This window comes from Mucilaginibacter roseus (assembly GCF_021215455.1).
GTDB classification, from domain to species: Bacteria; Bacteroidota; Bacteroidia; order Sphingobacteriales; family Sphingobacteriaceae; genus Mucilaginibacter; species Mucilaginibacter roseus.
Genome location: NZ_JAJPWV010000001.1, coordinates 634,231 through 646,274 on the forward strand (window position 1 = coordinate 634,231; position 12,044 = coordinate 646,274).

The window sequence follows — 12,044 nt, forward strand, 5'->3', positions numbered from 1 at the left end:
ACTGATACTGTAAGAGTACGGCTAACAAGTTGGATCTGAATTGCTATTATTAAACGTATAACTAACAATCATTAATTTATATCGAGTTTTTTCGTAGGTGTATAGCTGTAATATATTAACATATATTGGCATTATATAAACCTATTTAGACAGGTCTTCCTAAGTCATCAATAAAAAAATATTTTTTATTGTTTTTTTTACAATTAAAAATATTCGTTTATATTTGGTTGTTATCAATTGTAAAACCAAGTAATTCAATTTTTTCATGAACAGGATTTGTACTTCTTAGAGGGTGCTGTCTGCAATGTTGATGTTAAACTTTTTTGGCCGCTGGAGTTATTATAATTCAAAAGCGACACAAAGTTCTTACATCAGCTTTGGCCCGGCACTTGCCAAATTACCGCAAGTTTTAAGGGCGTTTTTTTAACTGATTATACCAATTATAATTCGGACAGGGAGGCTTTTGCCTAAACTGTTCAGGTTATTGCTACGCGTTTGATTTACTGAGCTTACAACAACTGATTTATTATAAACCTGATTAATTGTAATACCATGATGCCGCCTTAAACAAAGCCGTTCCGCGCAGCAACGCTGCAACTTATTTGTACGCTCAATTATCTCTAATCTAATTTAAACTGTAAACATATGAGGAAAAACTACTTTCTGTTTTTACGAAAGCTGTGCGCCACTTTGCTGTTGCTGTTTGTTGCCCTATTTGCTAAGGCGCAGCAGGTAACCATACAAGGGGTGGTACAGGATACCGTTGGCGGTATTCCCGGTGCAACCGTTATAGTTAAAGGCGGCGGCCAGGGCACTAACACCGACAACCTGGGCCGTTATAAGTTTAAAGCAGCTGCAAACGCTACCTTAACTTACTCAGCCATAGGTTATAAGCCTAAGCAGGTGCTGCTTTCAAATTACAAGGCTGATGCAGCAGGCATTATTAAAATTGACGTATCGCTTGAGGTAAATACTACCTCGCTCGAAGAAGTTGCCGTTACCGGTTTTGGTAACACGCAAAAAAAGGCCAGCCTGGTAAGTTCCATCACCACCGTAAGCGTTAAGGATTTAAAAACCCCTTCATCCAACCTTACCAACGCGCTCGCGGGTAGGGTAGCGGGTATAATCGCTTTTCAGGGCAGTGGTGAGCCGGGTTTAGGTACTGATAACTCTACGTTCTACATCAGGGGCTTGTCAACGTTCGGTTCGGGTAAGCAAGATCCGCTGATCCTGATTGATGGTATCGAATCATCATCTACCGATATGGCCCGTCTACAACCCGATGACATCTCTGACTTTTCGGTATTGAAGGATGCCGCCGCCGCTTCTATTTACGGTGCGCGTGGTGCAAATGGCGTTGTACTCATCAATACCAAAATGGGTAAGGATGCCGCACCGCAATTCAACTTCAGGGTCGAAAACCGCATGTCGCGCAATACACGTGATTACGAGTTTGCAGACAATATTACTTACATGAACATGAGTAATGAAGCCGTGCTGACCCGTAATCCAAACGGTGTTGAACCTTACTCTCAAAACAAAATAAACAGCACACGTGCCGGCGAAGACCCATATCTGTATCCAAATAATAACTGGATCCAAAAGCTGATTAAGGATTATACAATTAACCAGGGTTACAACTTAAACATCAGTGGTGGCTCTAATAGGGCAAGGTATTATATAGCCGGTACTTATAATAAAGATAACGGTATATTGAAGGTTGAGCCTATTAACGACTTCAATACCAATATCAGCCTGAAAAACTACTCTTTACGCTCAAACGTTGATTTTAATGTTAGCAAAAGCACCGTGCTGATTGTGCGTATGTATGGTCAGTTTGACGATTATCAGGGCCCGATAGGCGGGTTTAATGAAAGCGGCGCCCGTATTTCAGGCGGTGAGCAAACCTTTCGTAATGCCCTTAATGCCAACCCGGTAATGTTTCCGGCGGTATACCCGGCATCCAAGCTTCCGTTTATTGAGCATCCGTTGTTTGGTTCGGCACAAACCCGTAATTCCGACCTGAGCCTGAGCTCAACCATGTATATTAACCCTTATGCCGAAATGGTTAAAGGTTACCAGGTTTACAAAACCTCGAACCTGCAACCTCAATTGGAGCTAAAGCAAAACCTGGATGGTATTACACCGGGGCTTACCGCGCGTGCAATGGGTTATTTACGCCGTGTATCATTCTACCGCGTAAACCGTAGTTATGTGCCTTTCTTTTATTCCGCTATCATCAACCCGCAGGATCAATCTTACTCGCTTCAGCCGCTTAATGATGGTTCGGCCAATTCTTTACAGCCGGTGGGCCGTGAGTTTCTGGATTTTAACCAAGATGCGAAGGAAATTGATTCACGTTTCTGGCTTGAGGGCGCAGTAAATTATAACCGTACATTTAAAAAGAAACACACAGTTAGCGGTATGTTGGTGTCATACATGTCCAGCTACGAGAATGCTAACGCCTCCAGCCTTATCCAATCGTTACCTGCGCGTAACGCGGGTGTGTCGGGCCGTTTCTCATATGGCTATGATGACCGTTACTTAGCCGAATTTAACTTTGGTTACAACGGATCGGAGCGTTTTGACAGGCGTAACCGCTGGGGCTTCTTTCCTTCAATAGGTGTTGGTTATCGCATCTCGCAGGAGAAATTCTTTAAACCGCTGCGCGATATAGTAAGTAACCTGAAATTCCGCGCTACATACGGTTTGGTAGGTAACGATGCTATTGGTAACGTTAACGAGCGTTTCTTCTACATGTCAAACGTAAACCTTAACGATGCCGGTTTTGGCGCTACGTTTGGCCGTAATGATGGTACCGCCGTTTATAACCGCAACGGCGTGTCTATTTCACGTTATGCTAATAGCAATATAACCTGGGAGCGGTCAAAACAAATCAACCTAGGTATGGATTTAAGTATTGCTAATGCCTTTGACTTGATTGTTGATGCTTACAAGCAAGAGCGTTCAAACATTCTGCAACCTATATCAAATATTGACAACGCTGCAGGTTTAATGGCTGTTCCGTTCTCAAACTTCGGTAAGGTTAGCGCTAAGGGTGTCGATTTATCGGGCAGTTACCGTGCAAACATTTCAAAGGATTTCTCGATCAACGCGCGTGGTACATTTACGTATGCCACTACCCGTATTGAGCGTATAGACGAGTTGCCATATTCAAGCGATCTGGCTTACCTGTCGCGGAAGGGCTATTCCATTAACCAAACCTGGGGTTATGTTGCTGAGCGTTTGTTTGCTGATGATGAAGAGGTTGCTAACTCACCTGTTCAGTTTGGTAACACCAACCTGCGTGCGGGCGATATCAAATACCGCGACATCAACAAAGATGGTATAATTAACAGCGATGACCAGGTAGCCATTGGCTATCCAACACAACCGGAAATTATCTACGGCTTCGGTTCAAGCTTTTACTATAAAAATATCGATTTCAGCTTTTACTTCCAGGGTGCTTCGCGTTTCTCGTTTTTCATCAATTCAGCGCAAATACAGCCATTTTACCAAAGCGGCGGTTACCAAACCGGCTTGCTACAGGCTGTTGCTAATGATTACTGGTCAGAAACCAATCCTAACCTATATGCTTTCTGGCCTCGTTTGAGCACCTACCGTATTGATAACAATAACCAGCTATCGACCTGGTGGATGCGTAACGGCAGCTTTTTGAGGCTTAAGAATTTAGAGTTTGGTTATACTTTCAACAACCTTAAAAAAGTAAAAATGCAGCACGCCCGTCTTTATTTTTCTGCAACCAACCTGTTTATAGTAAGTGGTTTTAAAATGTGGGATGCGGAAATGAGGGGCAATGGCTTGGGTTATCCGCTACAATCACTTTATAACCTGGGTGTACAAGTTAGTTTTTAATAGCAATCAACATGAATACACAAAATAATATACATAACCCAAGCGCCGGCAAACCTATGTTTGGCTTTAGTAAGGTTATATACGGCAAAAAAAGCCGCCTGATAGCTGTGGCAGGATTGTTAGCTATAGCATCAGGTTTATCGGCCTGTAAAAAATATTTGGATATAGTGCCTGATAACGTTGCCGTTATTGAAAACGCATTCAAATTGCGTACCGAGGCCGAAAAATATCTGTTCACCTGTTACTCGTACCTGCCAAAAAATGGCGATGGCTGGTTTAACGCGGGCCTCATGAGCGGTGATGAAATGTGGTTGCCGCAAAGCGATCAGGCACATTGGCACCCGGCTTTTCGTATAGCCCAAGGCCAGCAAAACAAGGATAGGCCACTGTTTAATGAGTGGGGCGGCGATTTAAAAGGCGGCGATGGCCGTTTTAATTACCTGGTAATGTTCAGGGGAATACGCCATTGCAATATTTTCCTTGAAAATATTAAGGATCAAACCAAAGTGCCTGACCTGAGCCTTTCTGAGCGCGAGAGGTGGATAGGCGAGGTGGAATTCCTGAAAGCTTATTACCATTACTACCTGTTGCGCATGTATGGGCCGATACCTATTGTTGATAAAAACGTGCCTGAATCATCAGCTCCTGAAGATTTGTATTACAAGCGCATGCCGGTTGATGAGTGCGTAAATTACATATCAGCATTGCTTGATGACGCCATTGCAAAACTTCCGCCGCGTATTGTTGACGAGAATAAAGAACTTGGCCGTACTACACAAGTTATCGCGCTGGCTGTTAAGGCAAAGTTGTGGTTAATGGCCGCAAGCCCGCTATTTAATGGTAACAGTGATTTCGCCGGTTTTCGCGATAAGGAGGGAATTGCATTGTTCAATCCTACAGTTGATCAAACTAAATGGGAAAAAGCACGCGACGCGGCCAAGGCGGCAATTGACGCAGCCGAAGCTAACGGTAACTCACTTTATACCTACCGTAACGACGTGTTTAACCTGAGCAACGAAACGAAAACACAGTTAAATATTCGTAACGCCGTTACCGACAGGTGGGGAACCGAAGTAGTTTGGGGGTTATCAAACAGCTATTTTGTAAATGAGGCGCTTTGTATGCCGCCACTGGTACGTGGTTCTAATACCGACCGTTTCCAGTTACAAGGTGTTTGGGCTGCGCCGATCAAGATTGCTAAGATGTTTTACAGCAAGAACGGCGTGCCTATTGATGAAGACAAAACCCTCGATTTCACTAATTACATGCAAACCCGTGCTGCCGTTACTTCTGAACAATTTTATATTGAACCGAACTTTGTAACAGCACGCCTAAACTATGACCGCGAACCACGCTTTTATGCTGATTTAGGTTTTGATGGCGGCCGCTGGTACATGAAGGATGGAACAACTACAGGTAGTGACGTTAACGGAATGTACGTACAGATGAAGAACGCGCAAACCGCCGGTTTTGGTCACTTTACCAACTGGAACGAAACGGGTTACTTTATTAAAAAGCTGGTTCACTGGGAATCAACCACTAACAGTAACAACGCGCCTACCTGGAAAAGCTATCCATGGCCCGAGATAAGGCTGGCAGATTTATACCTGATGTATGCGGAAGCCCTTAATGAGGTTGAGCCTGCATCGCCAATGGCTATATCCTATTTGGACAGGATAAGGACACGTGCCGGTTTAAAAGGTGTGGTTGAATCGTGGAGCAACTTTTCACGTAACCCGGGTAAATATGGCAGTCAGGACGGCCTGCGTTCCATTATCCATCGTGAGCGATTGATAGAGCTTGCCTTTGAAGGTCAGCGCTTCTGGGATCTGCGCCGCTGGAAACAATCCGGAGAGGAGCTTAACAAGGATATCACCGGTTTCAGCATATTAGGTAAAACTACCGAAGCTTATAATATTGAGCGCACTATCTTCAACCAAACTTTCATCGCTCCGCGCGATTACTTTTGGCCAATAGGTAATTACGAAACCAGGCGCAACCCTAAGCTTGTTGAAAATCCGGGATGGTAATTATAAACTTAAAATAGTTGTAATATGAAATTGATAAAATTAATCCGTTATATCCCCGTCTTGGCGGTGCTGTTGTGGCTGTCATCATGCAAAGAGGATATGGACTATAAAACCCCAGCAGGTGGCGACGGGTCGGTACCGCAGGTGGTTAGTAACGTAAGTGTGGAGAACCTGGCCGGCAAGGCCCGCATTACTTACAAATTGCCTAACGACAAAAATTTGTTGTATGTAAAGGCGGTCTACAAAAACTCCGCCGGTGCAATGGCCGAAACTAAATCATCGTATTATAAGGATACGCTAACGGTTGAAGGCTTTGCAGATACGTTGGAGCATGAAATAAGCCTATACTCAGTTAGCCGCAGCGAGGTGCTTTCATCGCCGGTGGTAATAAAGGTAAGGCCGCTTGAGGCGCCATTTAAAAAGGTTTTCAAGAGTATTGAAGTTATCAATGCTTTTGGTGGTTACAACCTTACAGCCTTAAACCCTACGCGCGATAATGTGGCCATAATAGTGATGAAGCGTAATGCGTTCAACCAATTCGAGGTAGATAACTTTAAGAGTATTTATACTCGTACGGATGATATCATATCCAAAATACGCGGGCTTGATACCACAAATCATGAATACGCGGTTTACGTTAAAGACAAATGGGGTAACAGTTCAGACACGCTGGTGGTAAACGTTAAACCTATTTATGAGGCCAAACTCGATCCTTCAAAATTCAGGGGATTTGTATTACCGGGCGATGCGCCGCAGGTAACCAACGGCGCCCGCCTGGAGTATGCCTGGGATGGCCAATTAGGCTGGCCTTGGGTTAGCTTTACCGCCCAGGTAACCGGTGGTACGAATCCGCATATGATTACTTTTGACACCGGTGTAACTGCCAAAATTAGCCGTATCTGGATCAGGCCTTTCCCTGAGGGTACAAGGTTCTATTACCTGTCAACCATGCGCCGATTTGAAATTTATGGCTCAACCAATCCATCACTGAATGGCGCGCTTGATGGCAGCTGGACGTTAATGGGGACTTACGAGGTTAAAAAGCCTTCAGGTTTACCTTATGGTACTGATAATGCCGAAGATCAGGCTACGGCGGCCGCCGGCTTTAGCTGGGAGGTTGACCTGAATGCGCCAAAAGTTCGCTACATACGCATCCGTTGCCTCGAAAACTGGGCAGGCGGTACCGCGCAAAGTATAAACGAGCTCGAGGTTTATGGTTCAACGCTTTAACTTTTAACGATCAATGGTTATGAAACATAAATTTCAACATAAAATAAAGGCGTTATTAGCGGTTGCCGCGGTTTGTACGCTTACATACTCATGCTCAAAGTGGGATGAGTTTAAGAAATATAAAGAGGGCGGCGAAATCATTTACACCGGTAAGTTAGATTCGGTTAAATTCCTTTCGGGCAACCAACGGATCAGGCTGAAAGCCATGCTGAAGGCCGACCCAAAGTTAAACAAGGTTAAAGTACTATGGAACGGCGGTAAAGACTCCGTTGTGTACGATGTTGATATGCAAAGCGAGCCACGTGAGTTTATCCGTACTTTCCCGATGGAAGAGGGGATAAAAAACTTTGTTATCTATACGTATGATGCTGCCGGAAACCAATCAGTAGCGGTTAACGCGGTAGGGCAGGTTTACGGCCCCCGTTACCAAAACGGCTTAAATAACCGTGTGGTTAGCGCGGCGGCTACTTTGGTGGATACTACTAAGATTGATTGGTTGCCCATTGATCTTTCGGCCGGTCCGATTGCTACAGAGGTTACCTATCTTTCAAAAACCGGTATCAAAAAAGTAATTACACCGATAGCACTGGATCGAACCGTAATAGGTGACCTTGATGCAAGCGCATCAACGATAAGCTACCGTACGCTGTTTAAGCCTCAGCCTACAAGTATTGATACCTTTTATACCGAACCTGTAGAAGTGAAAGTTACTAAGGAGTATTTACGTAACACTAAGATTCCGTTTGAAACTGTGCTGAATAGCGACAGGTGGGCTATACCTAAGTATTGGAAAACCAACGCGGCGGTGCTTAATTTCACCAATGGTGCTGGTACCAAATTTGGTGGTGTCGACTTTTGGTTTGGCGGTCCTCAGTTAGCTATGGAAGCCGGTTGGTCATCAGATAATATGGTAACCATCACCAACGGAAAAATTTACCAGACAGCGGAACTACCTGCCGGTAATTATACCCTCGAAATGGATATACCTGATTGTACCCAGAACGGTAACTTCTATACAGTTGCGGCCGAAGGCACAATTATACCGGATATCGAGAATTTATCGTCAGCCATCAGCTACGCTAAAACAAGTACTACGGGTACGCACAAAATTAGCTTTAAGCTTACCTCAACAAAAACTGTATCAATGGGTTTTGTAGGCACGCTGCAAAATAAAGGCTGCTGCGACGGTACTTTCTGGCGTATAAGCGCAGTAAGGCTTAAACAAACGCCTTTAGAAGGTAATTAATTAATACCCCCCTATTAGCAAGAGCTGCCTGGCACATGCCTGGCAGCTCTTTTGTTTTTTTAGGAGATACTGTTTATCAAATTAATCCTGACCGGGAAGTGGCTTTTTCTCATTCAGTTTTTTGCGGATAGTGTAAGCACCATATATAAACATAAGCGCAATAAATACATAAACCCATTTAGGGATGTTACGCCCCGCAAAAATGATGTAAACATAAGGTATGCTGAATGCCATGGCTGAAATCAAAATAGGAACCAGTACTGACGCTTTACGGCGCGCACGGTTGGCCGTCCATACCAAACTGCCTATGAATGTTGGCTTGCTGATAAAATAAAGAATGCCGAGCGTTAACGGGTCAACGTCATACTCGTCTCCCAAGGCGGTGAGCCAATCGCTAAACGAGTTAATGTATTCTTCCATCAATGCAATTTTAAACGAATTATTGGAAATACGATTGTTTACATTAAAAAATGTTGATGAATTATACTTGATTTAAGCTTAGGCGCTTATTAAATGAGGTGAAATAAAAAAATCCCTTCTCTGATTACAGGAGGGATTTTAATTTGGAGCGAAAGACGAGATTCGAACTCGCGACCCCGACCTTGGCAAGGTCGTGCTCTACCAACTGAGCTACTTTCGCGCTGGCATTATGCCTGCAAAGGTATAAATTCAAGCCTATTTATAAAATCAATTTTTTAATATATGGCTTACAATATTATAATAAGTTGATTTTTAGCCAGAAAAAATGTCGCTCAATTTCACTTTGGCCAATGTAAAAGAAAATCATTAATAAAAGTGGACAACGCTACATCGCATAAAAATAAAACAATGTTTTTAAGTGAGGGTTAATATTATGTGCTAAATGCCTAAAATCCAGTTATAACCATTTATAAAACCTATCGATATGATTATTATCAGTAATCTTAAATTAAACAGTAAAAAGTGTTTAGTTCTTTTTACTATGATGATTTCTATAGCAGCTTGTAAGAATGATAATGATAATAATCCTGAACCGTCTGTAGAGAGCGTAACCATTGACGGCACAAGCTATCCAACGGTAAAAATTGGGAAACAGCAATGGATCAGTATAAATTACAGCGGCAAGGGCGGCGTATTTTACAACGGCGATAGGGATGTTAAATACGGCAAGCTTTACACACGTAAAGAGGCGCAAGCCATAAAGCTGCAGGATGGCTGGCGGTTGCCCACCAGATCTGACTTTGTAAAATTGGCTTCAAATTTCCCGAATATCAGTGCGGATGGATATGTAAATCTTAAACCGGAAGGTGTACTTAAGCTGGCATCATCATCAGGCTGGCGCGATAAAAGCGGCGATAATTCGTCCGGCTTTAATGCCCTTCCGGCAGGTATTTGTAAAGTGGAGGCCGACGGTGATAATGATTACAGCTATCGCGGAATTGCAACCCAGTTTATATCATCCACTACTGAAACGTTTAACGATAATGGCGCAACGCGTGCCAGAACAACAACATTTTTCCTACAGATAGCGAATAGCTCATCACAGCCACCTACCACAGAAACTGCCGGCGGCGTTGTAGATGTAATAAGGGCGGATGATTACAGGTTTAGTGTGAGGTTTTTAAGAGATATAGACTAATAACACATTGTTAATAAAAAAGGGTTGCTCCTGTTGGAAGCAACCCTTTTTAGTACCCAGAGCCGGGGTCGAACCGGCACGGCCTTGCAGCCATTGGTGTTTGAGACCAACGCGTCTACCGATTCCGCCATCTGGGCAACTGTTGTTCTTTCAGAACCGGGCTGCAAATGTATCTAAACTCTCTTTAATACGCAACAGATATTTTTGTTTATAGTAAATATTTACGATTTCATTCAGCCTGCTTTCCTTCGCTATGTGGTCAAGGGTAGGGTAGTCGTTAGTCAACCCGTTCAATTGCTCATTTATATCTCCCTCAAAAGCAAGTACTTCAGCTGTAATGTCGCGCAACTGATCCGCATTTTCAACTTCCATCAGGCGCTCATTGAGCTCCATCATTTCCATTAAAAAGTCTGCCGGTAATTGTGGTTTTGCACCTTCTTCAAGCAATTCGTGGCTGCGTAATATGTATTCCAGGCGCTTTGCGGAGTCAGCAAGGGTTTGGTAGGCCTTGTTATTGAGGGTCGAAAGTTCCAGTATTTCCTGCTGTTTTTCATCACCCTCGGTTGCGTAAAAGTCAGGATGATATTTCTTGCTGAGCTGGTAAAACTGTTTTTTCAAAGCAGCCTCATCCAGGTGGAAAGATTCGGGCAGGTTATAAAATTCAAAGTAGTTCATTAAAACAAAATTACCCTCTTTTTTGGATAATACGTGCACCTTGCTTTATCATTTGCTGTTGCTGTGGCGTAAAGTTTTCACGGCCACCAAAATCCTGTACCCAATAATTGTCTTTTTCGGCCACGCCAACTTCTTTAAGGCCGGGGTTCATCAGGTTTTTACAATGGCCCGGGCTTTTAAACCAGCCGTTTTGCACCTCGGCAATACTACGCTGCCCATAAGCAATATTTTCGGCAATGGCGTAGCTTCTAAAGCCTTTATAAGTGTAACCGGCACCCATAATACGATCTTTAATACTACGGCCATTCCTGCTTTCATGACTAAAGTACTTTTTCCTGGCCATGTCTTTTGCGTGGTCTTCAGCCGCATCCTCCAGTTGGTCATTCCAAACTAATGGCGGGGCAGGTGCCATGCGTTGCGTTCCGCAGTTGCAGCCAGTACGCCGCACCGCGTTTATGCGTTCTAAAAATTCGTCCTTAAAATCATCGTCGGCAGTATTATTGCCCATGCTTGTCAGTGTCAGGCCGAGCATTAACAGCGCGATCCCTTTCAATATCATTCTCTTCATACCGTTAAGTATGACTGTAAACGGCGAAAGTGGTTTAAGCGTGTTATATAACCGCTAATTTTTTGGCGGCTACCTTGGCTGGTTTCTTATCCGTGGCAACAGGTTTTGCCGATCCGGTAGTATCACTTGATGCGATAAGCGGGGTAGCAACTGGCTTTATGCTTGATTTATTTTTCTTAGATTTTGTGGATGCCAGCATTGTCTTGCCCTTTTTACCCAGCTTTTTATTTAGTTTAGCGTAATCCTTTTTAATCGAGGCAGACGCCGTAGCCGACTTTTGTTGTTCAGACCAGTATAAGGCTTCCTTCAGGTCTCTCTCTGCCAGTTTATATTCCTTAATATCCGTTTTTATAGCGGCAAGATGTTGTAATGACGCTATTATATTGGGAACATCATTTTTGATGCGCGAAAGGTTATTTGATTGCAATGCATACCATTTTGCCTGGCTATATTTTTTTTGCTTGTAGAATAATTGTGAGAGCTTATCAAAGCTGATGCGCATGCCGGTGGTATCGCTGATCCCGGAGTATAAATGCAGCGCCTGAAAACAATTAATTTGTGCCTCATTTTGGTACATGGCCTTTTTCATCGGATTGCTAACCGTATCGTAATGCATATATACGTTTACCAATTTTAGATGTATAGGCGCGCGCAACGAATCAACGGTGGTTTTCTTAAGCTTTCTCCTTAGGCTATCCAAGTCATCGGCATGAGTAAATTGAAAAATAAATAAGAAGGCGAAAGCAATAATTGTGAATAGTTTTTTCATCAGCTAATGGGCTATGAAAAATTCTATTCAAA

9 protein-coding genes and 2 tRNA genes are annotated in these 12,044 nt (G+C 43.4%); 5 read left to right on the top strand and 6 right to left on the bottom strand.

What is annotated here, in order from left to right:
* Nucleotides 1–645: 645 nt before the first annotated feature.
* From LT679_RS02795 to LT679_RS02810, 4 genes are read left to right on the top strand one after another with little or no spacing between them, the layout of a single operon-like run.
* On the top strand, nt 646–3,876 hold the full coding sequence (locus LT679_RS02795) for a SusC/RagA family TonB-linked outer membrane protein (protein ID WP_232175411.1): 3,231 nt from the start codon (nt 646–648) through the stop codon (nt 3,874–3,876).
* Nucleotides 3,877–3,887: 11 nt separating this feature from the next.
* Nucleotides 3,888–5,906 carry a RagB/SusD family nutrient uptake outer membrane protein gene (locus tag LT679_RS02800; RefSeq protein WP_232175412.1) on the top strand — a complete coding sequence of 673 codons (2,019 nt, stop codon included), beginning with the start codon at nt 3,888–3,890 and terminating at the stop codon, nt 5,904–5,906.
* A 24-nt stretch (nt 5,907–5,930) separates the two neighbouring features.
* A complete protein-coding gene (locus LT679_RS02805) occupies nt 5,931–7,136 on the top strand; it encodes a DUF4959 domain-containing protein (protein ID WP_232175413.1) in 1,206 nt (401 codons plus the stop codon).
* Between the two features lie 19 nt (nt 7,137–7,155).
* Nucleotides 7,156–8,382, top strand: coding sequence for a DUF4998 domain-containing protein (locus LT679_RS02810; RefSeq protein WP_232175414.1), 1,227 nt, complete (start codon nt 7,156–7,158; stop codon nt 8,380–8,382).
* A gap of 81 nt (nt 8,383–8,463) precedes the next feature.
* On the opposite strand, the gene LT679_RS02815 is transcribed toward LT679_RS02810, so the two are convergent.
* Together LT679_RS02815 and LT679_RS02820 are read right to left on the bottom strand one after the other, a co-directional pair.
* A complete protein-coding gene (locus tag LT679_RS02815) occupies nt 8,464–8,802 on the bottom strand; it encodes a hypothetical protein (protein WP_232175416.1) in 339 nt (112 codons plus the stop codon).
* A 144-nt stretch (nt 8,803–8,946) separates the two neighbouring features.
* Nucleotides 8,947–9,022: transfer RNA gene (locus tag LT679_RS02820), tRNA-Gly, on the bottom strand.
* Between the two features lie 321 nt (nt 9,023–9,343).
* On the opposite strand from LT679_RS02820, the gene LT679_RS02825 reads away from it, so the two are divergent.
* Nucleotides 9,344–10,000, top strand: a complete 657-nt coding sequence (locus LT679_RS02825) for an FISUMP domain-containing protein (protein WP_232175418.1) — start codon at nt 9,344–9,346, stop codon at nt 9,998–10,000.
* A gap of 53 nt (nt 10,001–10,053) precedes the next feature.
* Here LT679_RS02825 and LT679_RS02830 read toward each other — a convergent pair.
* From LT679_RS02830 to LT679_RS02845, 4 genes are all read right to left on the bottom strand, one after another.
* Nucleotides 10,054–10,137: transfer RNA gene (locus tag LT679_RS02830), tRNA-Leu, on the bottom strand.
* Between the two features lie 13 nt (nt 10,138–10,150).
* Complete coding sequence (gene hscB / locus LT679_RS02835) at nt 10,151–10,675, bottom strand: Fe-S protein assembly co-chaperone HscB (protein ID WP_232175420.1); 525 nt, start codon at nt 10,673–10,675, stop codon at nt 10,151–10,153.
* Between the two features lie 10 nt (nt 10,676–10,685).
* Nucleotides 10,686–11,243, bottom strand: a complete 558-nt coding sequence (locus LT679_RS02840) for a CAP domain-containing protein (protein ID WP_232175421.1) — start codon at nt 11,241–11,243, stop codon at nt 10,686–10,688.
* Nucleotides 11,244–11,286: 43 nt separating this feature from the next.
* Nucleotides 11,287–12,012: a hypothetical protein gene (locus LT679_RS02845; RefSeq protein ID WP_232175422.1), complete on the bottom strand. Its 726-nt coding sequence runs from the start codon at nt 12,010–12,012 to the stop codon at nt 11,287–11,289.
* Nucleotides 12,013–12,044: the final 32 nt, after the last annotated feature.

Coding starts and splice junctions, on each gene's coding strand:
- LT679_RS02795 (WP_232175411.1), top strand. CDS start 646: ATGAGGAAAAACTACTTTCTGTTTTTACGAAAGCTGTGCGCCACTTTG.
- LT679_RS02800 (WP_232175412.1), top strand. CDS start 3,888: ATGAATACACAAAATAATATACATAACCCAAGCGCCGGCAAACCTATG.
- LT679_RS02805 (WP_232175413.1), top strand. CDS start 5,931: ATGAAATTGATAAAATTAATCCGTTATATCCCCGTCTTGGCGGTGCTG.
- LT679_RS02810 (WP_232175414.1), top strand. CDS start 7,156: ATGAAACATAAATTTCAACATAAAATAAAGGCGTTATTAGCGGTTGCC.
- LT679_RS02815 (WP_232175416.1), bottom strand. CDS start 8,802: ATGGAAGAATACATTAACTCGTTTAGCGATTGGCTCACCGCCTTGGGA.
- LT679_RS02825 (WP_232175418.1), top strand. CDS start 9,344: ATGATGATTTCTATAGCAGCTTGTAAGAATGATAATGATAATAATCCT.
- hscB (WP_232175420.1), bottom strand. CDS start 10,675: ATGAACTACTTTGAATTTTATAACCTGCCCGAATCTTTCCACCTGGAT.
- LT679_RS02840 (WP_232175421.1), bottom strand. CDS start 11,243: ATGAAGAGAATGATATTGAAAGGGATCGCGCTGTTAATGCTCGGCCTG.
- LT679_RS02845 (WP_232175422.1), bottom strand. CDS start 12,012: ATGAAAAAACTATTCACAATTATTGCTTTCGCCTTCTTATTTATTTTT.